24 protein-coding genes and 1 riboswitch are annotated in these 25,672 nt (G+C 68.0%); of the genes, 8 read left to right on the top strand and 16 right to left on the bottom strand.

Annotated elements, in window-relative coordinates; translation table 11 throughout:
* Window positions 1–40: 40 nt before the first annotated feature.
* From ACXJ16_RS25870 to ACXJ16_RS25810, 13 genes are all read right to left on the bottom strand, one after another.
* Window positions 41–592 (bottom strand): DNA-3-methyladenine glycosylase I, encoded by a 552-nt coding sequence (locus ACXJ16_RS25870; protein ID WP_463922560.1) that lies wholly within the window; start codon window positions 590–592, stop codon window positions 41–43.
* A complete protein-coding gene (gene alkB, locus ACXJ16_RS25865; RefSeq protein ID WP_463922558.1) occupies window positions 589–1,230 on the bottom strand; it encodes a DNA oxidative demethylase AlkB in 642 nt (213 codons plus the stop codon). The genes ACXJ16_RS25870 and alkB overlap by 4 nt, the downstream gene beginning before the upstream one ends.
* Window positions 1,220–1,918, bottom strand: a complete 699-nt coding sequence (locus ACXJ16_RS25860; RefSeq protein ID WP_054436243.1) for a 2OG-Fe(II) oxygenase — start codon at window positions 1,916–1,918, stop codon at window positions 1,220–1,222. Before ACXJ16_RS25860 ends, alkB begins: the two co-directional genes overlap by 11 nt.
* 135 nt (window positions 1,919–2,053) lie before the next feature.
* Window positions 2,054–3,049: a DUF6607 family protein gene (locus ACXJ16_RS25855; RefSeq protein ID WP_324699307.1), complete on the bottom strand. Its 996-nt coding sequence runs from the start codon at window positions 3,047–3,049 to the stop codon at window positions 2,054–2,056.
* A gap of 242 nt (window positions 3,050–3,291) precedes the next feature.
* A complete protein-coding gene (locus ACXJ16_RS25850; protein WP_463922557.1) occupies window positions 3,292–4,506 on the bottom strand; it encodes a molybdopterin molybdotransferase MoeA in 1,215 nt (404 codons plus the stop codon).
* Window positions 4,506–5,288 (bottom strand): uroporphyrinogen-III C-methyltransferase, encoded by a 783-nt coding sequence (gene cobA, locus ACXJ16_RS25845; RefSeq protein ID WP_132469698.1) that lies wholly within the window; start codon window positions 5,286–5,288, stop codon window positions 4,506–4,508. Before cobA ends, ACXJ16_RS25850 begins: the two co-directional genes overlap by 1 nt.
* Window positions 5,288–5,623 carry a nitrite reductase small subunit NirD gene (gene nirD, locus ACXJ16_RS25840; RefSeq protein WP_132469699.1) on the bottom strand — a complete coding sequence of 112 codons (336 nt, stop codon included), beginning with the start codon at window positions 5,621–5,623 and terminating at the stop codon, window positions 5,288–5,290. The genes cobA and nirD overlap by 1 nt, the downstream gene beginning before the upstream one ends.
* A gap of 5 nt (window positions 5,624–5,628) precedes the next feature.
* Window positions 5,629–8,133 (bottom strand): nitrite reductase large subunit NirB, encoded by a 2,505-nt coding sequence (gene nirB, locus ACXJ16_RS25835; protein WP_463922556.1) that lies wholly within the window; start codon window positions 8,131–8,133, stop codon window positions 5,629–5,631.
* Window positions 8,134–8,354: 221 nt separating this feature from the next.
* Window positions 8,355–9,560: an alginate export family protein gene (locus ACXJ16_RS25830; protein WP_324699303.1), complete on the bottom strand. Its 1,206-nt coding sequence runs from the start codon at window positions 9,558–9,560 to the stop codon at window positions 8,355–8,357.
* 73 nt (window positions 9,561–9,633) lie between these two features.
* Complete coding sequence (locus ACXJ16_RS25825) at window positions 9,634–10,896, bottom strand: nitrate/nitrite transporter (protein ID WP_454798545.1); 1,263 nt, start codon at window positions 10,894–10,896, stop codon at window positions 9,634–9,636.
* A gap of 134 nt (window positions 10,897–11,030) precedes the next feature.
* A complete protein-coding gene (locus ACXJ16_RS25820) occupies window positions 11,031–11,159 on the bottom strand; it encodes a hypothetical protein (RefSeq protein ID WP_463922554.1) in 129 nt (42 codons plus the stop codon).
* A gap of 54 nt (window positions 11,160–11,213) precedes the next feature.
* Window positions 11,214–12,428 carry an ABC transporter substrate-binding protein gene (locus ACXJ16_RS25815; protein ID WP_463922553.1) on the bottom strand — a complete coding sequence of 405 codons (1,215 nt, stop codon included), beginning with the start codon at window positions 12,426–12,428 and terminating at the stop codon, window positions 11,214–11,216.
* Entirely contained in the window at window positions 12,425–13,006 is a 582-nt protein-coding gene (locus ACXJ16_RS25810; RefSeq protein WP_132469701.1) for an ANTAR domain-containing response regulator, read from the bottom strand. The genes ACXJ16_RS25815 and ACXJ16_RS25810 overlap by 4 nt, the downstream gene beginning before the upstream one ends.
* A 126-nt stretch (window positions 13,007–13,132) precedes the next feature.
* Window positions 13,133–13,255: riboswitch (TPP riboswitch) on the top strand.
* 55 nt (window positions 13,256–13,310) lie between these two features.
* Between ACXJ16_RS25810 and tenA the strand changes: the two genes are divergently transcribed.
* Window positions 13,311–13,973 (top strand): thiaminase II, encoded by a 663-nt coding sequence (gene tenA / locus ACXJ16_RS25805; RefSeq protein WP_463922552.1) that lies wholly within the window; start codon window positions 13,311–13,313, stop codon window positions 13,971–13,973.
* A gap of 16 nt (window positions 13,974–13,989) precedes the next feature.
* On the opposite strand, the gene ACXJ16_RS25800 is transcribed toward tenA, so the two are convergent.
* Entirely contained in the window at window positions 13,990–14,343 is a 354-nt protein-coding gene (locus ACXJ16_RS25800) for a YbaN family protein (RefSeq protein WP_054436300.1), read from the bottom strand.
* A 245-nt stretch (window positions 14,344–14,588) separates the two neighbouring features.
* Window positions 14,589–16,472 (bottom strand): potassium transporter Kup, encoded by a 1,884-nt coding sequence (locus ACXJ16_RS25795; RefSeq protein WP_054436250.1) that lies wholly within the window; start codon window positions 16,470–16,472, stop codon window positions 14,589–14,591.
* A gap of 143 nt (window positions 16,473–16,615) precedes the next feature.
* Here ACXJ16_RS25795 and ACXJ16_RS25790 point away from each other — a divergent pair, with 143 nt between their 5' ends.
* From ACXJ16_RS25790 to ACXJ16_RS25760, 7 genes are all read left to right on the top strand, one after another.
* Window positions 16,616–16,951, top strand: a complete 336-nt coding sequence (locus ACXJ16_RS25790) for a hypothetical protein (protein WP_132470279.1) — start codon at window positions 16,616–16,618, stop codon at window positions 16,949–16,951.
* A gap of 98 nt (window positions 16,952–17,049) precedes the next feature.
* Complete coding sequence (gene kdpF / locus ACXJ16_RS25785) at window positions 17,050–17,139, top strand: K(+)-transporting ATPase subunit F (protein WP_054434947.1); 90 nt, start codon at window positions 17,050–17,052, stop codon at window positions 17,137–17,139.
* Window positions 17,140–17,164: 25 nt separating this feature from the next.
* On the top strand, window positions 17,165–18,868 hold the full coding sequence (gene kdpA / locus ACXJ16_RS25780; protein ID WP_186000090.1) for a potassium-transporting ATPase subunit KdpA: 1,704 nt from the start codon (window positions 17,165–17,167) through the stop codon (window positions 18,866–18,868).
* An 11-nt stretch (window positions 18,869–18,879) separates the two neighbouring features.
* On the top strand, window positions 18,880–20,895 hold the full coding sequence (gene kdpB, locus ACXJ16_RS25775; protein ID WP_132470282.1) for a potassium-transporting ATPase subunit KdpB: 2,016 nt from the start codon (window positions 18,880–18,882) through the stop codon (window positions 20,893–20,895).
* A gap of 12 nt (window positions 20,896–20,907) precedes the next feature.
* Complete coding sequence (kdpC, locus tag ACXJ16_RS25770) at window positions 20,908–21,516, top strand: potassium-transporting ATPase subunit KdpC (protein WP_185999363.1); 609 nt, start codon at window positions 20,908–20,910, stop codon at window positions 21,514–21,516.
* Window positions 21,513–24,185: a DUF4118 domain-containing protein gene (locus ACXJ16_RS25765; protein ID WP_463922551.1), complete on the top strand. Its 2,673-nt coding sequence runs from the start codon at window positions 21,513–21,515 to the stop codon at window positions 24,183–24,185. Before kdpC ends, ACXJ16_RS25765 begins: the two co-directional genes overlap by 4 nt.
* On the top strand, window positions 24,182–24,868 hold the full coding sequence (locus tag ACXJ16_RS25760; protein WP_054434973.1) for a response regulator: 687 nt from the start codon (window positions 24,182–24,184) through the stop codon (window positions 24,866–24,868). The genes ACXJ16_RS25765 and ACXJ16_RS25760 overlap by 4 nt, the downstream gene beginning before the upstream one ends.
* Here the strand turns inward: ACXJ16_RS25760 and ACXJ16_RS25755 are convergent.
* Complete coding sequence (locus ACXJ16_RS25755) at window positions 24,844–25,509, bottom strand: YitT family protein (RefSeq protein WP_082370126.1); 666 nt, start codon at window positions 25,507–25,509, stop codon at window positions 24,844–24,846. The genes ACXJ16_RS25760 and ACXJ16_RS25755 overlap by 25 nt on opposite strands.
* Window positions 25,510–25,672: the final 163 nt, after the last annotated feature.

The following is a 25,672-nucleotide window of genomic DNA, read 5'->3' as shown; positions in this document are numbered from 1 at the left end:
GGATGCTATCGGGCCGATGCGATCTTGGAAAGGCGCGATATCAACGGCGGAAGCAGGTCGCCTCGTGATCGTTTATCACCCCCGTTGCCTGAAGCCAGGCATGGACCACCACCGGCCCCACGAACGAGAAACCCCGCTTCTTCAGCGCGGCCGACAGCGCGTCTCCGGCGGCAGACCGGGCGGCGCTGCCGGTGCCGTCGCCCTTCTGCGGCGCATCGCCCACGAACGACCAGACGAACCGCGAGAAGTCCTCGCCCTGCTCCTGCATGGCCAGGAAGGCACGCGCGTTGCGGATGGTCGCCTCGATCTTGGCGCGGGCGCGCACGATACCGGCATCGCCCATCAGGCGCTCTATCTCGGCAGGGCCATAGGCGGCGATGCGTTCCGGCTCGAAATCCTCGAAAGCGGCGCGGAAGGCCTCGCGCTTGTGGAGGATCGTGCGCCAGGACAGGCCCGCCTGGAAGGTGTCGAGCACCATCTTCTCCCAGAGCGCGCGGGAATCGCGGATCGGCACGCCCCATTCCTCGTCGTGATAGGCCTGCATGCGGGCATCGCCTTCGGCCCAGCGGCAGCGGTGGATCGTATCGGTCATCGGGCCTTCCGGAATGTGAGGTTGTAGCGGCACGGGCCGGTGAGAGGATGCGTGCCCCGCTCCACGCTGTCCACCCCGTGGAACACCATGCGCGAAGGCCCGCCCCAGACCACCACGTCGCCATGCAGCACCCGGTGGCGGCGCGGGCGATCGCTGCGGGACAGGCCGCCCCACAGGAACGTGGCGGCCTGTCCCAGCGAGACCGAGACGATCGGCGCCAAATGGTCGCGCTCGTCCATGTCCTGATGGAGCGAGAGCTTCGTCTCGGCGTCGTAGCGATTGACGAGGCAGGCGTCGGGCACGAAGCCGGGATAGCCCGCCTGCGCCGCCGCGCCCGCGGCCAGCGCCAGGAACCGGGGCGGGATCGCCGGCCAGGGCCGGTCGGTCCGCGGATCGATGGCCTGATAGCGATAGCCGCGCCGGTCGCTCACCCAGCCGGTCTCCCCGCAGTTGAACATGGCGACCGAAAGCCTTCCGCCGCTGCGGGTCTCCATGTGACGGAACTCCGAAACGGCGGCGAGGGCCGGAATTTCGCCGATCAGCGCTTCCGCTTCGGCGAGCGCGAAACCGCCGAGCAGCACCGCGCCCGGGCCGAGATCGATGCGGCTGCGCGTGTCGGCGAAGAGGTCAGGCTGCATCGTGGAAAATGATCCCCAGCGTATGGCGCCTCCCTGTGCGCAGTTTCGAGACGCCATGCCGCATCACCACGCGGTAATCCCCGCGCGATCCCTTCTGCGGGCGCTGGTTCACCGCGAAGACCACCCCGTCCCCCTTGCCCAGCGGCACCACGACCGGACGCGACTGCATGCGCGGGCGCTGCTCGGTCAGGACCAGCTCCCCGCCGGTGAAATCCCGCCCCGGAGAGGACAGCAGCACCGCCACCTGCAAGGGGAAGACATGTTCGCCGTAAAGGTCCTGGTGAAGGCAGTTGTAATCGCCCGGGCCGTATTGCAGCAGCAGCGGCGTGGGTCGGCGCTGGCCCGCCGCATGGCAGCGCGCCAGGAATGCGGCATGATCTTCGGGAAAACGGGTGTCGATCCCCATGCGCTCGTGCCAGCGGTTGGCCACCGGCGCGAGGGCGGGGTAGAGCGCGGCCCGCAAATCCTGCACCAGCGGCGGGAGCGGATAGGCGAAGTAGCGGTATTCCCCCAAGCCGAAGCCGTGACGCGCCATGTGGACATGGCTGCGGAACCGGTCGGAAGGGCCATAGAGCCCGGCCACGGCATCGCATTCCGCCTCGTCCAGCAGGCCGGGCAGCACGGCCCAGCCCTCATTATCCAGATCGGCGGCAATGGCCTGCCAGTCAATGCTATCGGTCTGCCTCATCGCAGCGGACCTAGCGCGCCGATCCGCCGCCTGTCACTCCGAAGCTTGCGATCAAACCGGATGCCAGGAACCCCTGCCCCCACTGGAGAAGGGAACAGGGGTTCTGGTTGGGACCTTCTGTTGCTCCGCTCCGGCCTAGCGGCGCGTTACTTCGGCGATCACCGCCTTGCCGCGCTGCACCGCCTGCGGCAGCCTGACCTTGCCGGACTGGATATCGTCGGCGAGCCCCATCAGCCGCTCGCCGCTGGCAGAGCCGGTTTCGGCCACTTCTGCCACGGAAACGCCCTTGTCGCGGGCGATCGCCTCGTCCCAGTCGGTGCGGATCGCGGCCCAGTAATCCTTCGTCGCCGCCCAGTAGCTGTCGGCCGCGGCCAGGCTGACGCTGTCGTCGCGCACATAGCTGTTCAGCACCGATTCCTGCACGAAGGGCACGATCCTGCCATCGGCGGAACCCGGTTCAGGCCCCTCCTTGATATTGTCCTGCCAGTGAATCCACCCGGCGGGGCTCGGCGAATGGCGGTTGATCGCGAGATAGCGGTCATAGGGCGGCTTGCGCACGGCATCGCGGCGGGCAAGCGGACGCCAGGTCCAGTTGCTGCGCCAGCGGCGCACCCCGCCTTCCTCGGTCCACTGCCCCCAGCCGCCATAGCGCGGGGAATCGTCCGTCTGCCACACCGTCTGCGACCAACGCCCCTTGCGGAAGGCGGCGGGCACGGCCTCGACGTTCCAGCGCCCCTTCCCCGCGTAGACCAGCACGCTTTCCGGCTCGTACGTCCAGTCCTGCCGCCAGTGCTTGATGACCATCTGCTTGCCGTCGCCCTCGTCCACCACGAGCAGGTGCTGCAGCACGATGCGCCGCCCGCTGTCCTCGATCACGCGAACCGCTTCGTGCCCGCCCGAGACCTTGCCCGGAATCGGCGTGTAATCGGCGCGCCATGGCGTGGTCTCGCGCATGTCGAAGGTGACCTTGTAATTGCCCGCCATGGCAAGGATCGCAGCACGGTCCGCATCGAACGCCGCAGCCTCCGCCTCCGCCGAACGCCCGGCGACCGGCCCGTCCGCCATGGCAGGTCCGGCAAGGGCCAGACCGCCGGCCAGGGTCGCCGCGAGCAGCGCCGACTTGAGCATCATTCTCTTCATCTTCTTCGTACCCTCTTCGCAAGCGAGCGAGCAGCAGACCCCGCCGCCAGGCGAAGATCCGGCCCCTCACTGCATCGACGCTTGGGAACGCGGCAATTCCGGCACGATCGCCGGAGCGGGCGAACCGGCTCAACGCCCTGCATCGATATTTGATAGTGATTTGATAATGATTCGCAGAAGCGATTTATCGAGAGGAACGCGCTCCCGTCAATCCATGCCGGAAGATTTGCCGCTCAGGCGAAGCCCGCAAGCCGCAGGAATTGCGCAAGGCCGCCATTGGCGGCGCTTCCCAGCCGCACCAGCGCATTCGCGCCCAGCAGCGGGGCCAATGCGGCGCTGTCGCTGCCGCCCAGCAGTTCGATGCACCGCCCGGCGCCCGCGTTATCGGCAAGGCGCGCGAAACGCAGACGTTCGCAGCCCGCTTCCCCTGCCGGATCGCCCAGCTCCGGGCAATCGGTCCAGCTTATGGCCGCGCCCAGCCCCTGAAGCGCGAGCAGGGCCGGAACCAGGAACAGCTCCGCCGCCGCCAGCGCCGCCACGGGGTTGCCGGGCAGGCCCATGACGAAACGGTCATCCCCAAGGCGGCCGAACCAGAACGGCTTTCCCGGCCGCATCCGCACGCTCGGCACCAGGACCGACAGTCCCAGCCCGCCAAGCGCCGCGCGCACCCGGTCATGCCGCCCACCGGACGCACCGCCGATGACGACGAGGATCTCCGCATCGGCGCGGCGAAGGCGCGCGGCGATCGCGGCGTCGTCATCCCCCGCAATGCCAAGGTCCAGCACCGCCGCGCCGACCTGTCCCAGCCTTGCGCAAAGCGCGGGCGACAGCGCGTCATAGTTCGCGGCGGCATGTGCCGTTGCACCGGGAACCACGAGTTCGTCCCCGGTGGCGAGCAGCGCCACGCGCGGGTGGGCGCGAACCTCCACTTGCGCGGTGCCCGAGGCGGCCAGCCGCGCGATATCGAAATGATCGATCCGCTTGCCCGCCGCCAGCAGACGGTCGCCCTGCCGGAAATCACAGCCGCGCGGCCGGATATCGCGCCCGCTCACGCATTCGCCGATGGAAAGCACGGTGCCGAGCTGACGTCCCTGCTCGCGCCGCACGAGAGCATCGGCGCCGCCGGGCATCATCGCGCCGGTGGAGACATGAACCGCCTCGCCCGCCTGCAATTCGCCCTGGATCGCGTGGCCGGCGCGGCTTTCGCCGATGACCCGGAACGACGTCCCGCCGCCTTCCTGCCCGCCATCATCCCCTCGGCATATCGCCCAGCCGTCCATCGCCGCCGCCGCGAAGCGGGGCTGATCCCCGGTCGCGGCGACATCGCGCGCGGCGATCCTGCCAAGACCCGCGCCCAGCGCCACGGTTTCGGTCCTGCCCGGCCCGCCCAGCATTCCGGTCACTACGGCATGGGCATCGTCTATCGCAAAGGATGCGGGCGCCGTCATCAGGCCGGGCAGGCCAGTTCCCGCAGCACGTCCACTGCCGCGCGCCGGGTCTCCACGGCTTCGCCGATCAGCAGCAGCGTCGGGTCGTCATCGCTGATCGTGGCGACGAGGAAGGCCAGCGCCGAAAGCTTGCCCCGGATCAGGCGCTCGCTCGGGAGGGACACGTTGACCGCGATCATCACCGGCGTATCGGGATCGCGTCCGGCGGCGATCAGCGAACGGCCGATCTCGCCCGCCGCCGCGCGCCCCATGTAGACGCCGAGCGTGCCGCCCGGCCGGGCCAGCGTTTCCCAGTCCAGCCGCAAAGGCTCGCCCGCCTTGAGATGCGCGGTCACCAGCGTCAGACCGCGCGCCACGCCGCGCAGGGTGAGCGAGGCCAGCCCGCTCGCCGCCGCCGCGCTGGCGGTGGTGATGCCGGGGCAGATCCGCACCGGAACGCCCGCCGCTGCAAGGTGATCCATCTCCTCCGCCGAACGCCCGAATACCGAGGGATCGCCGCCCTTCAGCCGCACCACCCGCTTGCCCGCGCGCGCCGCTTCCAGCAGCAGGTCGTTGATCGAACCCTGCTCCTTGCTGTGGCGGCCGGAGCGCTTGCCGACACTGACCCGTTCCGTCGGCGCGGGGATCAGGTCCAGCACGCCCGGCCCGACCAGCGCGTCGTAGAACACGACGTCCGCCGCCGCGATCAGCCTTTCGGCCTTGCGGGTGAGCAAGTCGGGATCGCCCGGCCCCGCACCCACCAGCCAGACCTGCCCCGGCGCGATGAGGTCCCCCGCCGCCATCACGCCGCGACCTTCAGGCTCTGCGGGTGCGCGATCAGGATACGCTCCCCCTCCATCCGCACCGGTATCGTCGGGGTGCAGCCCTTGTCCTCGCCCTGCGCCTCGCCGCTGGCAAGCGCGATGTTCCAGTTGTGCAGCGGGCAGGCCACCGCATGGCCGTGGACGATGCCCTGGCTGAGCGGGCCCTTCTTGTGCGGGCATTCGTTGACGAGTGCGAAGACCCGGTCGTCTCCGGCGCGGAACACCGCGATTTCCTTTTCGCCCTCGATCTGCACGGTCCGGGCGCCGCGCAGGGGAATGTCGGAGAGGGTGCCGATGTCGATCCAGTCGTTCATGTGCATTACTCCGCTGCAATGGCCAGGGGTTCAAGGTGCTGGTGCAGTTCGGCCTTGTGACCGGCCGCGCGTTCGGCCCAGGGGTCTTCCTGGCTGAAGCTCTGCGAATAGAGGAAGCGGCTGCGCAAGGCCTCGCGCCCGGTGTCGTCCTCGACGATGCGCTGCTTCACATATTCGACGCCGACGCGTTCGATCCACGGCGCGGTGCGTTCGAGATAGCGCGCCTCCTCGCGGTAGAGCTGGGTGAAGGCGGCGCAGTAATCGAGCGCCTCCTGCTCGGTGGCGACCTTGCAGAGGAAGTCGGTGGCGCGGACATGAATGCCGCCGTTGCCGCCGACATGGAGTTCATAGCCCGAATCCACGCAGACGATCCCGAAGTCCTTGATCGTCGCCTCGGCGCAGTTGCGCGGGCAGCCGGAGACCGCGATCTTGAACTTGTGCGGCATCCACGAGCCCCAGGTCATCCGCTCGGTCTTCACCCCAAGGCCGGTGGAATCCTGCGTGCCGAAGCGGCACCATTCGCTGCCCACGCACGTCTTCACCGTGCGCAGCGACTTGCCGTAGGCATGGCCGGAAACCATCCCGGCGGCATTGAGATCGGCCCAGACGGCGGGGAGGTCTTCCTTCTTGATCCCGAAGATGTCGAGCCGCTGCCCGCCGGTGACCTTCACCATCGGCGCGTCGTACTTCTCCACCACATCGGCGATCGCGCGCAGTTCGCGGGGGTTGGTCAGGCCGCCCCACATGCGGGGAACCACCGAATAAGTGCCGTCCTTCTGGATATTGGCGTGCATGCGTTCGTTGACGAAGCGGCTCTGCTGGTCATCCTCGTATTCGCCGGGGAGCGCGCAGAGCAGGTAGTAGTTGAGCGCCGGCCGGCAGGACGAGCAGCCGTCGGGCGTGGACCAGTGAAGCTTCTGCATCACTTCGGGGATCGATTTCATGTGCTGCGCCACGATCTCGCGCCGCACGTCGTCATGCGTGAAGCTGGTGCACTTGCACATCGTCTTCGGGCCGGACTTGACCTCCTCGCCCAGCGTCAGCGCCAGCAGGCTCTCGACCAGACCGGTGCAGGAACCGCAGCTTGCCGATGCCTTGCAGGTGGCGCGCACGGCGTCGAGGCTGCAGGCGCCGCCGGCGATCGAGCCGACGACCTGCCCCTTGGAAACGCCGTTGCAGCCGCAGACCTCGGCATCGTCGGAAAGCGCCGCCACCGCCGCCAGCGGGTCCGCCGTGCCGCCCGAGGCGAAGGCCTGCCCCAGGATCAGGAAGTCGCGGATTTCCGAAACGTCCTCCCCCTTCTTCAACAGGTCGAAGTACCAGTTGCCGTCGGCCGTATCGCCGTAGAGCACCGCGCCCACGACCTTGCCGTCCTTCACGACGACGCGCTTGTAGATCCCGCGCGAGGCGTCGCGCAGGACGATATCCTCGCAGCCCTCCCCGCCCGAGAAGTCACCGGCCGAGAACACGTCGAGCCCGGCGACCTTGAGCTTGGTCGACGTGACCGAACCGCGATAGCCGCTGTGGCGGTCGGTCAGGCCATCGGCGAGACTGCGGCACATGTCCCAGAGCGGCGCGACAAGGCCGTAGACGTTGCCATCATGCTCGACGCATTCGCCCACCGCGAGCACGGCGGGGTCGCTCGTCACCATGTGATCGTCGACCCTGATGCCGCGCCCCACATCCAGCCCGGCGTCGCGCGCCAGTGCGGTGGAGGGACGGATGCCCACCGCCATGACCACGAGGCTGGCCGGGATTTCGCGGCCGTCCTTCAGGCGCACGCCCTCGACTTTGCCGTCGCCCAGGATTTCGGCGGTATCGGCGCCCGTCAGGATGGTCTGGCCCCGTGCTTCGAGCGCGCTCTTGAGCAGCCAGCCCGCCGCCTCGTCCAGCTGGCGCTCCATCAGGGTGGGCATCAGGTGGATCACGGTGACCTTCATCCCGCGCAGGGTCAGGCCGTGCGCGGCCTCGAGGCCGAGCAGCCCCCCGCCGATCACCACCGCATCGCCGCCCCTGCCCGCGGCTTCCAGCATCAGGTCCACGTCGTTCATGTCGCGGAAGGAGATGACGCCGGGCAGGTCCTTGCCGGGAACCGGGATGATGAAGGGATCGGAACCGGTGGCGATCAGCAGCCGGTCGTAATGGACCTTGCAGCCCGACCGCGAGGTGACGGTCCTGCCCGCACGGTCGATCGCGGTGACCGGGTCCGACGTGACGAGTTCGATGCCGTTCCCGTCATACCATTCGCGGGTATTGATGACGATCTGGTCGAAGGTCTTCTCTCCCGCCAGCACCGGCGACAGCATGATGCGGTTGTAGTTCACATGCGGTTCGGCGCCGAAGATGGTGACGCGGTAGCGCCCGGCATCGCGCGCCAGCAGTTCCTCCACCGCGCGGCATCCGGCCATGCCGTTGCCCACCACCACCAGATGTTCGCGCACATCGTCGGAGGGCACGATCAACGTGCTCTCATAGTCCGCAGAAGCTTCGATCCCGTCCTGAAATTCCATGCCCGCGTCTCCAGAAATTCGAAGGAGAAAAAGAAAAAGGCCGCCATCCGGACCCTCGGTTCGAAAACCGAAAGTCTGGATGGCGGCCTTGCCATCGTTTGCGCTTCTGCGGCCCTTCAGTGGATCGCATCGGCTATGTTTGGTTGGGACAACGACGTCCCTTGCACTGCACAATAAACGGAATCGCCCGAACGCTCAAGCGATTCCGTAAACGGTGGCGATCAGATCGCCCAGTCCAGCTGAATCCAGTACTTGTCGGTATCGACCGCCATCTGGCGGGCGTCGTAATGCGCATAGCGCAGCGCGATCGTCGTCCTGGCGACCTTCGCACTCGCGATAATATCCACTTCGTTGCCGTAGTGCTGGTCCAGGCGGTCGCTGTCGAAGCGGTGCCAGGTTCCCTGCAGGGCGACGGCGGAGAGCGGCCCCAGTTGCTTCACGCCGTAACCGCCGCCGAAATAGAGATCGCGCAGGCCGTTCGCGGGCGTCGTCAGGAACTTGTCCGTCCAGCCCTGGAATTTGAAATTGGTGCCGAGCGGGACCTGGAAGCTGGTCAGCGCGGTACCATCGGCAGCGCCCAGCACTTCATAACCGGCGTTGAGCTTCCATCCCTTCACGTCCAGCACCGCATCGGCCAGCCAGTAGTCGGCATGGTAGCTGTTGGGATTGTTGTGCCAGTCGTACTGGCGGGCATAACTTGCCTGCCAGGACAGTTTCGCCGCCTTGCCGAAGCCGTGGCTGCCCACGAAACGCCCGCCATAGGTCTGGCTGGACAGGCGGAACCCCTGCACCGCCGCTTCGTCCTGATCCACCAGATAGGCAAAGCCGGTGAACGTGCCGACCGGCGTCGCATAGGACAGGTTGGCGAAGACATTGTCCCCGCTCACCGCCTGCTGGCGGGCGCCATGTCCGTCGATGCCCCAGATCGTGCGCACGCTCCAGGCGTAGGACACATCGAGCTTCAGGCCCTTGAGCGGGGTGAGTTCGGCGCGCACGGCATCGAAAGTCTGCGCGTTGTCGCGAAAGCCGGCGTTGCCGATGAACCGCTCGTCGTCGAGCGCGATCTTCTGGCGGCCCGCGGTCAGCGTCACGCCCTTCGCCTTGTACTGAAGCTGGGCGACATAGAGCGCGATGTTCTGCGGATCCGATACCTGCGGACGGATCGCGGCGCCGTTCAGACCATCGTAGTAGTGGTCCACCACCGCCAGCGTGCCTTGTCCGACGACCGTGGCGCTGAAGGCCCCTGTCGTGGCCGTGGCGCCGCCGCGAACGCGCAGGATCACGGCATCGGCGGCCGGATCGATGTCGTCCTGATCGACATGTTCATAACGGGCCCGCGCCTCGACGATGGGCTTCAGGTCCACTTCCTCGGCATGGGCGGACCCGGTAGCGGCCAGCGCGGCCACCGTTCCAAACAAGTATCGCATTGAACTGATCTCCTGGGGGGCAAGGGTCAGCGGCGTCCAGACCAGCCTGTCCGAACGCCGCGATGCACTCCCATTATATGCGGGCGGCGGTCTTCCAGGTCGCGCGCCAGCGAGACTTGACCAGCGCCACCGAGGCGAGCGCGGCCAGCGCAAGGCCCGCGAAGATCAGGAAGCCCGGCGCGAAACTGCCGGTCATCTGCTTGGCCAGGCCCAGCGAACTGGCGAGATAGAACCCGCCGATCCCGCCTGCCATGCCGACAAGGCCCGTCATTACGCCGATCTCGGCCTGGAAACGCTGCGGCACCAGCTGGAAGACCGCGCCGTTGCCGGTGCCCAGCGCCAGCATGGCCATCACGAACATGCCGAGCGCGCCCGGCAGGCTGGTGGCATTGGCAACCCCGGAAAGCGCCAGCGCGGCGACGAGGTAGACCACCATCAGCGCCTTCACGCCGCCGATCCGGTCAGCCAGCGCACCGCCCATGGGCCGCACCAGCGACCCGGCAAAGACGCAGCCCGCCGTGCAGTATCCCGCGACGATCGGGGTCAGGCCGAACTGGTCGGTAAAGTAGATCGGCAGCGAGGCGGCAAGGCCCACGAAACCGCCGAACGTCACGGCATAGAAGCCCATCAGCCACCATGCATCGGCCTGCCGCAGCGGTTCAAAATAGTCGATCAGCTTGCGCGGAGCCGGTGCGTCGGGGGCGTCCTTCGCCATGACCATGTAGGCGACGAAGACCAGCGACAGCGGGATACAGGCAAGGCCGAGCACAGCATTCCAGCCGAACATCTTGGCCAGCATGGGCGCGAAAAGCGAAGCGAGCACGGTGCCGGAATTGCCCATGCCGGCCAGCCCCATGGCCTTGCCCTGGTGCTCGGGCGGGTACCAGCGGCTGGCGAGCGGCAATGCGATCGCGAAACTCGCGCCCGCAAAGCCGAGGATCACGCCGAGCGCCAGCGTTCCCGCAAAGCTGTTCACGCCTGCAAGCCATGCGGAAAACAGCCCGGCGATGACGATGATCTGGCTGATCGCGCCGGAACGCTTGGGTCCGATCCGGTCCACGAGCAGGCCGTTGACCACCCGCAGCAGCGCCCCGGCGAGCGTGGGGGTGGCCACCATCAGGCCCTTTTCCGCCGGGGTCAGCCCCAGCGTCTTCGAAATTTCCGGGGCCAGCGGCCCGAGCAGGACCCACACCATGAAGGCGAGGTCGAAATAGAGAAAGGCGGCGATCAGCGTGGGTGCATGACCGGCCTTCCAGAAGCTGGTCGTCGGCGCGTCGACCGGCGCATTCCCGGCCGTCTCGGCCTCTCCATCACGTTTCCAGTAAGCGGTTGCCATCGTAGGTCCCCCATAAACGGACACGAAAAAAGCCGCAGGCCGGACGTCACCCTCTGGTGAGCCCGGTCAGCGGCTTTGCTGCGAATATCGGTGAGGATGGCGCCCCGCCCTTGGAGCAGCGCATCCGAACATGGTCACGCTACATCGCGTGAGGCCTGTATCATCAGGCGATTCGCTTCATGTTGCAAGGCACAATATTCGCCGCCCGTGATCATCGCCGCATGAATGCGCGCAAGGCTGGCGCCGGAGAAGCGCAAGTCCATCAATTCAGATGGATTTCCCGGAAACCCGAAATCGCCGCTGCCGGAACGAACCGGTCAATCCGGCTTGGCGAAGCCCGCAAGATAGTCCTCGATCCGTTCGGGATCGAACACGCGCCCGTCGAAGAAGCTGTCCGGCCCCAGCGTCAGGTCGCCCTGACGCGAACCCACGGCGAGCGGCGCCGCCACCGCGCCTTCCAGCTTCATGCTGGCGCCCGGCATCGGCATGTCGCTGCCCGCCAGAGCGCGGCGGAACACGTCCGGACGGAATACCGCCCCCGCCCTCGCCGCATTCTCGGGCGTATGTTCGACCATGCCCCAGCGCGCGAGTTGCGAATAGATCCACAGCGCCTGACTGCGCCAGGGAAACGGCGTCGCCTCGCGCGAGAACAGCATGAAATCGGGATTGGAGATCGGCGCGTCGCCCGCCCGCGCCACGATCTGCCCGGTCAGCGCGCGCTGGATGAGATCGGCCGGCTGGTCGAGATAGCGGGGATAGGACAACAGGTGCGCCAGCGCATCGTGGTTCTCCGGCGCATCGCACCACGCGGCGGCCCGCGCCAGCGCGCGCAGCAGCCGGTCGACGGTTTCGGGGTTCTCTTCCAGCCAGTTCTGGCGGAAGGCGAGCACCTTTTCCACGCCGCGGCGCCAGATCCGCTCCCCCACCGCCACGGTTTCGGCAAGCCCCGCCTCGATCGCGGCGCTGCCCCAGGGCTCGCCCGCGATGAAACCGTCGATCTCTGCCGCCAGCAGCGCCTCCACCATCAGCGAGGGCGGCAGCACCCGCAGCACCACGTCCCGGTCGGGATCGACGCCCGCGCTCGCCAGCCAGTAGCGCAGCATGAGCGCATGGCTGGAGAAGCGATGGACCACGCCGATCACCGGCTTGCGGCGCCAGAGGCCGATGGCCCCGGCGAAATCGTGCGCCGTGCCCAGCGGATCGGCGAGGCGGCTGGCAGGATCGGGATAGAGCGCGGCGGCGAAATCCTTCGCCATGACCAGCATATTGCCGTTGACGCCCAGCTTGTAGGGCGCGGCAAGCGCGGCGGGCTGCTGGCTGAGCCCCAGCGTCACCGCGACGGCGAGCGGCGCCAGCATGTGCGCGGCCTGCACCTGCCCATAGACCAGCCGGTCCCGCAAGGTTGCCCAGCTCGTCGTGCGCAGCAGGTCCAGCGCGAGCCCTTCCTCCTCGGCAAACCCCCGTTCCCGCGCGGCGGCAAGCACCGCCACGTCGTTCAGCGGCAGGAAGGCGATGCGCAGGTCCGTCGTCATATTCCGCCTCCCAGCAGGTCGCTGGCGGTGATGAGCGCCTGCGCCACGTCCACGATCTTCTTGCCTTGGTTCATCGCACCCGAGCGCAGCAGCGCATAGGCTTCCTGTTCGGAGAGGCTGCGCTGCGCCATCAGGATCGACTTCGCCCGGTCGATCACCTTGCGGTCGGACAAGGCTGTGCGCGCCTCGTCCAGTTCCGCCTGTATCCGTGCGAAGGCATTGAAGCGCCGCACCGCCAGTTCGAGCACGGGCTTGACCCGTTCCTTGCGGAGCCCGTCGACGACATAGGCCGAAACCCCGGCATCGATGGCCGCACCGATCATCGCCTCGTCCGACTGATCCACGAACATGGCGATCGGCCGGGCGAGCGCGCGGCTGACGGTGAGCATCTCCTCCAGCGTGTCGCGGCTGGGGCTGCCGAGGTCCATCAGGACGACATCGGGCGCCATCCGCTCAAGCCGGGCCACAAAGGCGCCGCGCGGCGGAACGATGTGAATGTCGTCATAGCCCGCATCGCGCAGGCCCTCCTCGAGAACCGTCGCGCGCAGCCCGCTGTCGTCGATGATGACGATTCTCATCGATTCCCCAATTTGATCGAACCCGTGCCCGTGTTTCCCCGCACATCGCCGAGAGCCGGTGCCGCGTCAATCGCCGTCCACCGGCCGTTGACGCGGCTCGCGCCTTTTCCTAGGTCGCCGTGACATCTTCAACCCACGGGGTGTCCTGGCGCTGTCAGGGCTGAGAGGCGGATCGGGGCCGTTCCCAGTCCGCAAACCCGCGAACCTGATCCGGCTCATACCGGCGGAGGAATAGGGACATGCACTGCTGCGGCTCGATGACTTTCGCTCTCACGCCGGGCGCCATCTTCAAGGACGAAACGCCATGAGCTTCTGCGACGCCATCTGGGACGAGGTCGCCCCGCTGCGCCGGTCGATCCTCGCGCATCCGTTCCTTGCCGAACTGGCGGGCGGCACGCTGGAGGGGGAGAGCTTCCGCCACTACATCGTGCAGGACAGCCTCTACCTTGCCGAATATGCCCGCGTGCTGGCCATCGCGGCCGCCCGCGCGCCCACGGCGGCGGGCCGGCTGGAATTCTCGGACGGTGCCAAAGTGGCGGTGCAGGTCGAGGAAGCGCTGCACCAGGCGTTCTTCGCCCGGTTCGGCGTAACGGCACGGATGGCACAGGACAGCGAAGCGACTCCGGCCTGCCTCGGCTACACCGGCTATCTCGCCACCCTTGCCGCCACGCGCAGTTACGAGGAACTGATCGCGGGCATCCTGCCCTGCTTCTGGGTCTACTGGGAAGTCGGCTGCGACATCAAGCCGCGCGCTGCCTCGCCCAATCCCTATGCGGCATGGATCGACACTTACGCAGCCCCTTCGTTCGGCGAGGCGACCGCGCGCGTGCGCGCCCTGGTGGACGAAGCCGCCGCCAACGCCGCCCCCGCCACCCGCGCCGCCATGGCCACCGCATTCCGCAATGCCACCCGCTTCGAATGGATGTTCTGGGATTCGGCCTATCGCCGCGAGGGCTGGCCGATCTGACGGTTAAGGTCCGGCCTCAGCTCTCGCCGCGCGGTTCGCGGCGCCGGATCACCCAGGTCGCGCAGCCCAGCAGCACCGCCGCCACGCCCAGCGCCGGCAGCGGCCCGGGGCGCGCGATCAGGCAGAACGAGACGAAGCCGATGGTCATCCCGGCAAGGGAGGCGATCTTGGCCGGGCGCGGGATCGCCCGCTCCGCCCGCCATGCCCGCAGGCCCGGTCCGAACCGGGGATGATTGAGCAGCCACGCCTCCAGCCGGGGCGAGGACCGCGCGAAGCAGGGCAGCGCCAGGATCATGAAGTCGGTGGTCGGCAGCAGCGGCACGAAGATGCCGATCACCCCGATCCCCACCAGCAGCAGCCCCAGCGCCATCCACGCCAGCCGCGCCGGACGGCCCCGCCGCAGGATCTCGTCGGACGGCGCCCGCACCGGCTGCGGGGACTGGACCGAAGCGGACTGGCCGGAAGCGGACTGGCCCGAAGCAGCGGGCGCCGCGGCAGCCGGATCGGCCGTTTTAGGCGCGGGGGACAGGGTGGAAGAGCTATTCGGCACGGATCACCATGGGCCCGTGCTATCGCAGTTGCGACTAATTCTCAACAGCACAATGGCTTGTGCCGTCAGATTTCAAGCTGGCTGCCCAGTTCGATCACGCGGTTGGTCGGCAGCTTGAAGAACTCCATCGCGCTCTGCGCATTGCGGACCATCGAGGCGAAGAGCTTTTCCCGCCACAGCGCCATGCCGGGCCGGCTCGACGGAATAAGCGTCTGGCGCGAAAGGAAATAGCTGGTTTCCATCGGCTTGAACGGGCCGCCCGCGCGGTGCTCGGCGGCGAGCGCGGCGGGAATGTCGGCCTCGTCCATGAACCCGTAGCGCAGGACCATCCGGTAGAATCCCTGCCCGAGATCCTCGACATCGCAGCGATCCTCGGCGCCGACGTGCGGCACCCCGCGATTGGCGACGGTGAGGATCACCACGCGGTCATGCAGGATATGGTTGTGCTTGAGATTGTGCAGCAGGCCCGGCGGCACCCCCTCGACAGAGGAAGCAAGAAACACCGAAGTGCCCGCCACGCGCCTGACCCGCTCGCCCACCGACTTCAGGAAGACCTCGATCGGAATCGAATCCTCGTGCAGCCTCTCGCGCACGAGGCGGCGGCCGGTCGCCCAGGTGGTCAGCAGGGTGAAGACCACCGCCGCGACCAGCAGCGGGAACCAGCCGCCATCGGGTATCTTGGTGACGTTGGAAGCGAAGTAGAGCCCGTCGATGAAGAGGAAGCCCAGCGTCACCCCGCCGGCCACCAGCGGGTGCCATTTCCACACGGTGAAGGTCAGCACGCCCAGCAGGCAGGCGGTGATAAGCATCGTCCCGGTCACCGCGATCCCGTAAGCCGCCGCCAGGTTGCCGGAACTGCGGAAGCCCAGGACCAGCAGGATCACCATCACCAGCAGCGCCCAGTTCACCAGCGGCACGTAGATCTGGCCCACTGCCTTGGCGCTGGTGTGCAGGATCTTCAGACGCGGCAGGAAACCGAGCTGCACCGCCTGCTGCGAAACCGAGAAGGCGCCCGAGATCACGGCCTGGCTGGCGATGATCGTTGCCATCGTCGCTAGCGCGACGAGCGGCAGCCGCGCCCAGTCCGGCGCCATGAAGAAGAACGGATTGCTGATCGCCTCGGGATTGCGCAGGACCAGCGAGGCCTGTCCCAGGTAATTGAGCAGGAGGCAGGGAAAGGCGACATAGAGCCAGGAGATCGAGATCGCCTTGCGCCCGAAATGCCCCATGTCCGCATAGAGCGCCTCGGCCCCCGTCACCGCCAGCACCACCGATCCAAGCGCGAGGAAGGCGAGCTTGGGGTTCACCATGAAGAACTCCACCGCATGGTGCGGGCTCAAGGCCGACACGACCTCGGGCGCCCGCGCGATCGAGGCGATGCCCAGCGCCGCCAGCACGAGGAAATAGACGATCATGATCGGCCCGAACAGCTTGCCCATGGCGGCGGTGCCGTGGGACTGGACCGAGAACAGCCCGATCAGGATCACCACCGCGATCGGCACGACGAACGCGGAAAATTCCCGGTTCACCACCGTCAGCCCCTCCACCGCCGACAGCACCGAAACGGCGGGCGTGATGATCGCATCGCCGTAGAACAGGGCCGTGGCGATAACGCCGAGCATGGCGATCAGCGGGCTCCAGCGGTTCTTGCCGATCTTGCGCCCGATCAGCGCCAGAAGCGCAAGGCTGCCGCCCTCGCCGTTGTTGTCCGCGCGCAGGATGATGAAGACGTACTTGATCGTGACGATCAGCATCATCGTCCAGAACATCAGAGAGATCACGCCGAACATGTGCAGGCGGTCCACCACCAGCGGGTGATGGCCGATGAAGCTTTCCTTCAGGGCATAGAGCGGCGAGGTGCCGATATCGCCGAAAACGACCCCGATCGCGCCGATCGACAGCGCCGTGAGGCTTTCATTGGGGGCATGGTGCCCGGAAGTCTCGCTCATGATGCCGGCGCCTAGTCCCACGCGCGCGAGGGCGCCATCACCTTTATGCTTTCTTTATGCGGCGGGCACAATTCCCCGTGGAACCTTAACGCCCTTCGCGCCCACTTCGCCTTCCGTCCACCACTGACGGGAGGCCTTGCGCCATGCCACATCGATTGCCGGGAGAGCCCTGGTCCAGAGAACGCCTGGCGCGCCTGCGCGCCGGCCAGCGGTGGTGGCCGGCCGAGATCCTGAGCCGGATCGCGGCGCTGGGACTGCTGGCGGCGTTCTGGCGCCTGGCCCTGCTCGAGCACCGGCTGTCGCTGACACCGGCGCCTCACCCACCCTGCGCCGCAGACCTCCTCGCCTGCCTTGGCATGGTCGCGCTTCTCGTGAGCGGCCTCGCGCTCGGCATGGCCGGGCCGGGGCTGCTGCGCGAGGTCGAGCTGCCCGGCCATTTCTCCGCGCGCGGCGACTTTTCCATCCCACCGAGGAGCTGATCCGATGAACGATATCGCCTGGCTGGCCATTCTCGCCGGCCTTTTCCTCCTGACGCTGGCCTTCGCGCGCCTTTGCGAAAAAGCCTGAGAGACCCGCCATGAACCTGCCGCTGCTGCTTGCCGGGCTCACCGCCCTGGGCCTGCTGATCTATCTTCTCGCCGCGCTCCTGCGCCCCGAACGCTTCTGACGGAGCCCGCGCCATGACCACCGGAATGACATTGCCGGGCTGGACCCTGATCCTCCTGTTCACCGCGCTGGTCGCGGGCCTCGCCAAGCCGATGGGGCTCTGGCTCTTCGCGCTTTACGAGGGGCGCCGAACCCCGCTTCACCGCGTGCTCGGCCCCGTGGAGAACGGCTTCTACCGGCTTGCCGGGATCGATCCGAATGCCGAGCAGGGCTGGCGCCGTTACGCCCTGCACATGCTGGCGTTCAACCTCGTCCTCCTGCTGTTCACCTACTGTGTCCTGCGCCTTCAGGACGTGCTGCCGATGAACCCGCGCGGCCTTGCCGCGATAGGCGCGGACGGCGCGATGAACACGGCGGTGAGCTTCACCACCAATACCAACTGGCAGTGGTATTCGGGCGAAGTCGCGATGTCGAACCTCAGCCAGATGCTGGGGCTGACCATCCATAACTTCCTGTCCGCCGCCACCGGCATCGCGGTGGCCTTTGCGCTGTTCCGCGGATTTGCGCGGCGCGAGGCGAAGACGCTCGGCAATTTCTGGGCCGACTGCACGCGCGTCACGCTTTACCTGCTGCTGCCCGCCTGCCTGGCCTATGCGCTGTTCCTGATCGCCAGCGGCGTTCCGCAGACGCTGTCGAGCATGGTCGACACCACCTCGCTGGAAGGCCTGCGCCAGTCCATCGCGCTGGGCCCGGTCGCCTCGCAGGAGGCGATCAAGATGCTCGGCACCAACGGCGGCGGCTTCTTCAACGCCAATTCCGCCCACCCGTTCGAGAACCCCACGGCCCTGACCAACCTGGTGCAGATGCTCTCGATCTTCGCGCTGGGCGCCGGCCTAACCTGGTGCTTCGGCAGGGCCGTGGGCGACACCCGCCAGGGCTGGGCGATCCTTGCCGCGATGCTGGCGCTGTTCCTTGTCGGCGCCGGGGTGACATACTGGCAGGAAGCCGCGGGCAACCCGGTGCTCCATCAGCTCGGCCTGCCCGGCGGCAACATGGAAGGCAAGGAACTGCGCTTCGGCATCGCCGCCAGCGCCCTGTTCTCGGTCGTGACCACGGCGGCCTCCTGCGGCGCGGTCAATGCCATGCATGACAGCTTCACCGCGCTGGGCGGGATGGTCCCGCTCATCAACATGCAGCTTGGCGAAGTCGTGGTCGGCGGGGTCGGCGCGGGAATCTACGGCTTCCTGCTGTTCGCGCTGCTCGCGGTCTTCGTGGCGGGCCTGATGGTCGGCCGCACCCCGGAATACCTCGGCAAGAAGATCGAGGCGCGCGAAGTCAAGCTGGCGGTCCTGGCCATCGCCGTCCTGCCGCTCTGCATCCTGGGCCTCACCGCGCTTTCCGCCGTCATGCCGGAAGGGCTGGCCGGGCCGCTGAACAAGGGGCCTCACGGCTTCACCGAGATCCTCTACGCCTTCGCCTCGGGCACCGGCAACAACGGCTCCGCCTTTGCCGGGCTGAGCGCCGGGACGCCGTTCTACAACGGCCTGCTCTCGGCGGCGATGTGGATCGGCCGCTTCTTCGTGATCGTGCCGGTGCTCGCGGTGGCGGGAAGCCTCGCGGCCAAGAAGCATACCCCCGAAACCGCCGGCTCCTTCCCGACCACCGGCCCGCTGTGGATCGGGCTGCTGATCGCCGTGATCCTGATCCTGGGCGGCCTCACCTTCCTGCCGAGCCTCGCGCTCGGGCCCATCGCCGATCATCTCGCGATGATCTCGGGCCAACTGTTCTGAAAGCTCCTGTCATGACGACACCCAACTCGATGTTCTCGGCCCGGCTGGTCGTGCCCGCGATCGGCGATGCCTTCCGCAAGCTGGACCCGCGCGAACTGGTGAGGAACCCGGTGCTTTTCACCACGGCGGTCGTCGCCGTCCTGCTCACCGTGCTGCTGATCCTCGGCGGCGAGCCGCTGCCGCGCGGGTTCCAGATCCAGCTCATCGCCTGGCTCTGGCTGACCGTGCTGTTCGGCACCTTCGCCGAGGCGCTGGCCGAAGGGCGCGGACGGGCGCAGGCAGCCTCGCTGCGCGCCACCAAGTCGGACCTCACCGCCCGCCTGCCTGATGGACGCTCGGTTCCTGCCTCCCAGTTGAAGAAGGGCGCCGTGGTGGTGGTGACGGCGGGAGACCTCATCCCCGCCGACGGCGAAGTGATCGAAGGCGTGGCCTCGGTCAACGAAGCCGCCATCACCGGCGAAAGCGCGCCGGTGATCCGGGAGGCCGGCGGAGACCGTTCCGCCGTCACCGCGGGCACCCGCGTCATTTCCGACGAGATCCGGGTGCGGGTCACGCAGGAGCCGGGCCAGGGCTTCCTCGATCGCATGATCGCCCTCGTCGAAGGCGCGGAGCGGCAGAAGACCCCCAACGAGATCGCGCTTACCATCCTGCTGGTGGGCCTGACGATCGTGTTCCTGATCGCGGTCGCCACGATCCCGGCCTTTGCGCACTATGCCGGCGGCGCGATCCCGGTAGCGGTGCTCGCGGCCCTCCTCATCACCCTGATCCCCACCACCATCGCCGCGCTGCTCTCCGCCATCGGCATCGCCGGGATGGACCGCCTCGTGCGCTTCAACGTGCTGGCGAAGTCGGGCCGCGCGGTGGAAGCGGCGGGCGATATCGACGTGCTGCTGCTCGACAAGACCGGCACGATCACCGTGGGAGACCGTCAGGCCGCCGAGTTCCGCCCGGTTTCCGGGGTCGGTGCCGGCATCCTCGCCGAAGCCGCCCTGCTCGCCAGCCTTGCCGACGAAACGCCCGAAGGCCGCTCGATCGTGGTGCTGGCGCGCGACGGCCACGGCCTCGCCGCCGGCACGCTGCCGCAAGACGCCGAAGTCATCCCCTTCACCGCGCAGACCCGGATCTCCGGGCTGAAGAGCACTGCCGGACTGGTCCAGAAGGGTGCGGTAGACGCGATCCTGCGCGCCAATCCGGACGCGGCATCCTCGCCCCAGGCCGCCGAACTGCGCCGCCTCGCCGAGGAAATCGCCCGTTCGGGCCAGACCCCGCTCGCAGTCGCCCTCGACGGGCGCCTGCTCGGGATAATCGCGCTGAAGGACGTGGTGAAGGCGGGCGTGCGCGAACGTTTCATGGAGCTGCGCCGGATGGGCATCCGCACGGTGATGATCACGGGCGACAACCCGCTGACCGCCGCCGCCATCGCCGCCGAGGCAGGCGTGGACGATTTCCTCGCCGAAGCCACGCCCGAGGACAAGCTGGCGCTGATCCGCAAGGAACAGCAGGGCGGCAGGCTCGTGGCGATGTGCGGCGACGGCACCAACGACGCCCCCGCCCTTGCCCAGGCCGATGTCGGCGTGGCGATGAACACCGGCACCCAGGCCGCGCGCGAGGCGGGCAACATGGTCGATCTCGACAGTGACCCCACCAAGCTCATCGAGATCGTCGGCCTCGGCAAGCAGCTCCTGATGACACGCGGCGCGCTGACGACGTTCTCGGTCGCCAATGACGTGGCGAAATACTTCGCGATCATCCCCGCCATGTTCCTGGCGCTCTATCCCGGCCTCGGCGTGCTCAACGTGATGCGCCTCGCCTCGCCGGAAAGCGCGATCCTCTCGGCCATCGTGTTCAACGCGCTGATCATTCCCGCGCTGGTGCCCCTGGCGCTGAAGGGCGTGACATACCGGCCGATGGCCGCCGGTCCGCTGCTGGCCCGCAACCTCGCGGTCTACGGCCTCGGCGGCCTGATCGCGCCGTTCATCGGCATCAAGCTCATCGACCTTGCGGTCACCGCGCTCCACCTCGTCTGAGGAAATGCATCCATGCTCAAGGATCTCACCACCGCCGCGCGCCCCGCGCTCGTGCTCACCGCGCTTTTCGCGCTCCTGCTCGGCCTTGCCTATCCGCTGGCGCTCACGGGAATCGCGCAGGCCCTGTTCCCCCGGCAGGCGAACGGCAGCCTGATCGAGCGCAACGGACAGGTGATCGGCTCGGCCCTGATCGGCCAGGCCTTCACGCAGGACCGCTACTTCCACGGCCGCCCTTCCGCCGCGGGCGCCGCCGAACAGGGCGGCTACGATGCCATGGCCTCTTCCGGGTCCAACCTCGCCCCCACCAGCCAGGCCCTTGCCGACCGCGTCAAGGCAGACGTTTCCGCGCTTCAGAAATCCCCAGGTTCCCTCGTTCCATCCGACCTGGTGACAACTTCCGCCTCGGGGCTGGACCCCCATGTCAGCCCCGAGGCGGCGCTTTTCCAGACCGATCGCGTGGCCCGGGCGCGCGGCCTTGAAAAGGCGCGGGTGGATGCGCTGGTGGCGCGGCATGTCGAACGCCCCCTGCTCGGTTTCCTGGGCGAACCGCGCGTCAACGTCCTCGAACTCAATCTCGCTCTCGACAGCATGGCGGCAGGCGGCGCACAAGCACGCCCGTGAACGATCCCCGGCCCGATCCCGACGCCCTCCTTCGCGCCGCCGCGCGCGAGAACAGAGGCCGCCTCAAGGTTTTCCTTGGGGCGGCTCCTGGCGTGGGCAAGACTTACGAGATGCTGGCCGAAGGCGCCGCTCTCGCCAGGGCGGGGCTGGATGTCGTGGTCGGCGTTGCCGAGACCCATGGCCGGGCGGAAACGGCGGCGCAGCTTGCCGGGCTCGAGATCGTGCCGCTGCGCCGCATGGCCTATCAGGGCCACGCGCTGGACGAGATGGACATGGACGCCATCCTCGAACGCCGCCCGGCGCTGGTTCTGGTGGATGAACTGGCGCACACCAACGCCCCCGGCAGCCGCCACGACAAGCGCTGGCAGGATGTGGAGGAACTGCTGGCGGCAGGGATCGACGTCCATTCCACGCTCAACATCCAGCACCTCGAAAGCCTGAACGACGTGGTCGCCTCGTTCACGCATGTCCGCGTGCGCGAAACCCTGCCGGACCGGATGCTGGAGGAGGCCGAACTCGAAATCGTCGACATTCCGCCCGACGAACTGATCGAGCGCCTGCGGCAAGGCAAGGTCTACGTGCCGGAGGAAGCGACCCGCGCGCTCGGCGCGTTCTTCTCCAAGTCCAACCTTTCGGCCCTGCGCGAACTCGCGCTGCGCCGCGCCGCGCAGGCGGTGGACGCGCAGATGCTCGACTATGTGCGCGCCCACGCCATGGCCGGGACCTGGGCGGCGAGCGACCGGCTGGTGGTGGCCGTCAGCGAACAGCCCGGCTCGCTCGAACTGGTCCGTGCCGCCAAGCGCATGGCAGACGCGCTGCGGGCACCGTGGACCGCCGTCCACATCGAAACCCCGCGCAGCGCCCGCTTCAGCGACGGCGAGAACGCCGCCCTCGCCGATGCGCTGCATCTTGCCACCCAGCTTGGCGGGCAAGTGGCAACCCTGCCGGCCGAGACCGTGCTCGCAGGCCTGCAGCGGTTCGCGGCGGAAGCCCGCGCGACCCAGTTGATCGTCGGGAAATCGTCCCGCTCGCGCTGGTTCGAACTGCGCCACGGCTCGATCGTCGACCGACTGGTGCGCGAAACGCAGGGGCTGGCGGTCCATGTCCTGCCCACCGGCGACAATGCGGCACAAACCCCTGTGCCGCGCCTGACCCGGCCGCGCGGCGAATGGGGCAGCCTCTCCGGCTACCTCGTCTCCTTCGCGCTCACCGCGGCGGTGACGCTGATGGGCACGCAGATCCTGCGCACCGGCAATATCTCGGACCTTGGCCTGCTCTACCTGCTGCCGGTGATGGTCGCCGCCACGCGCTACGGCCTGCGTACCGGCGTCGTCACCGGGCTGCTCTGCTCGATCGGCTACAACTTCTTCTTCATCCCGCCCACCCACACCCTGACCATCGAGGACCCGCGCAACATCCTCACCGTGCTGGTCCTGCTCGGCGTGGCGGTGGTCAGCAGCCAGCTTGCCGCGCGGGTGCGGGCGCACGCCTTGCAGGCGCAGGCCAGCGCCGCGCAGAACGGCGCGCTGGCGGGCTTCGCGCGGCTGCTGACCGGGGTGAGGACGGTGGACGACCTGGGGCATCTGCTCTGCGCCGAGATCGGCCGCCTGCTGGCCGGCAATGCGGTTCTCCTGATGCCCGGCGATGACGGCCTCTCGCAGCGCTGGAGCTGGCCGAAGGAAGCCCATCTCGAAACCCTCGACCTTGCCGCCGCGACCTGGGCCTACGACAACAATGCGCCAGCCGGGCGCGGGTCGGACACGCTGACCGCCTCGGAATGGCTGTTCCATCCGCTGGCGGCGGGCGGCGCGGCGATGGGCGTCTTCGGCCTGGCCCGCAGCGATGCCCGCGCGCCGGTGCGGCCGGACCAGTTGCCCCTGCTGCTCAGCTTGCTCGATCAGGCCGCGCTCGCGCTGGACCGGATCCTGCTGGAAGGGCAGATGGCCGAACTGTCGCAAGTGCGCGAACGCGACCGGCTGCGTCATGCGCTGCTGTCCTCGGTCAGCCACGACTTGCGCACGCCGCTGACCACGATCCTCGGCACGCTCGATGCGGTGCGCACCACCGACCCCGAGCAGGAAGAACAGATGGCGGCGGCGCGCGGCGAGGCGGAGCGGCTGCACCGCTTCGTCACCAACCTGCTAGACATGGCCCGGATCGAGGCGGGCGCGCTGCACGGCAAGGCGGAGCCGGTGGACCTGGAGGAAGCGGTATCGGGGGCCCTGCACCAACTGCGCGCGCTGCTGGGCGGACACCGGCTGGATATCGCCATCGCGCGGGACGTGCCGATGGTCATGGTGGACCCGCACCTGTTCCACCATTGCCTCACCAACCTGATCGAGAACGCCGCCAAATACGGCGATCCCGGCGGCCCCATCGCCATTGCCGCGCGCCGCATCGGCCCCGGCCTCGAACTGACCGTAGCGGATCGCGGCCCCGGCATCCCGCCCGGCGAGGAAGAACGCATCTTCGAGACTTTCGCCCGGATCGAGGGTTCGGACCGCAAGGGCGGCACCGGCCTCGGCCTTGCCATCGTCAGGGGTTTCGCGCTGGCCATGGGACTCTCGGTCTCGGCGGCGGCCCGCCCGCCCGATGCGGACGGCAAGGGAGGCGCCTGCTTCACGATCCGCTTCGATCCGGCCCATCTCAGGGAATGGCCCACGATATGAACCCCAACGTCAAGATTCTCGTCGTCGATGACGAGCCCGCCATCCGCCGCCTGTTCCACGCAGGGCTCTCCCGCGCGGGCTATCAGGTGGTGGAAGCCGGCACCGCCCGCGAGGCGCTCAATGCGCTTACGATCGACAAGCCCGAAGTGGTCCTCCTGGACCTCGGCCTGCCGGACCGCGACGGGCTGGAACTGATCCCGATCCTCAAGGGGCGCACGGCGATCATCGTCGTCTCCGCGCGCGACGCCACCGAACAGAAAGTGGCCGCGCTGGACCTCGGCGCGGACGACTATGTCGCCAAGCCGTTCGACAGCGAAGAGGTCCTCGCCCGGATCCGCACCGCGCTGCGCCACCGGCTGCCGGTGGAAAGCGCGGAAAAGCCCGTGCGGCATGGCGATATCGAGATCGACCTCACCGCCCGGATCGTTCGCAAGGGGGGCGCGGAAATCCACCTCACGCCAAAGGAATACGGCTTTCTCTCGGAACTTGCGCGCAGTCCGGGCCGGGTCATCACCCACGCCCAGCTCCTGCGCTCGGTGTGGGGGCCGGGCCACGAAAGCGATGTTGAATACCTGCGCGTGGCCGCGCGGGGCATCCGGCGCAAGCTGGAGGACGATCCCTCGCAGCCGGCCATGCTTCGCAACGAGCCCGGCGTCGGCTATCGCCTGGTCGGGCTGGACTGATCGTCCTGCGCGGTGCGGCGGGCGGCGCGCAGCGGGGAAAAGCCCGCATAGCGCCCCGGCCGCAACCACAGTCCGGTAACAAGGCCCATCGAAATTGCGCTCACCGCCGACCATGCCAGCTTGTCCGCCGGCAGGAACAGTGCCGAAGCGCCAAGGATCGCAAAGTCGATCGCGATCTGCGAGCGGCCGATGTTCCAGCCCCGCTTCAGGAACAGCCAGTACGTGACGATGCCGACCCCGCCGACCCCGGCCCCGTGCCGCACCACCGCCAGCGTGCCCATGCCCAGCAGGGTGCCTGCACCCACGGCTGCGGCGAAGGGATCGTTGACCTCGATCGTCAGCGCGTGCTCGGCCAGCACGGAGGCCAGCGCGATGCCGCCGCTCGCCGCAATCGTGCGCAGGGTGAACAGCGAACCCATCGCCCGCAGCGCCAGCGCCAGGAACGGAACGTTGAGCAGGGCGAACAGCAGGCCCGGCGGCAGCGGCGCGAAATGACCGACCAGCAGCGCCAGCCCCGCCATGCCGCCTGTCACCAGCCCCGCCGCATGGAGAATGGTCAGCCCAAGGCCGATCAGCACGCTGCCCACGGCGATCGCGTAGATATCCTCGATGCGGCCGTGGCGGACCGTATTGGCGTTCATGGGCGAAATTCGCTTCGTCTGGTGTGGAATCCTGGGAGCCATTTATGCAGGTGCGAACACCGAGTCGAGCCTTGTGATGGTCCCGGAACAATCCGGCTTTCCAGCGGGATTTCGCGCAAGGATGCATGGCGGCGAAAACCCGGCGCGCATGTAATCTTTCGCA

The organism is Novosphingobium sp. TK71 (assembly GCF_055361505.1).
The sequence above is the reverse complement of the archived record's forward strand: the minus strand, read 5'-3'. Positions and strand labels throughout refer to the sequence as shown.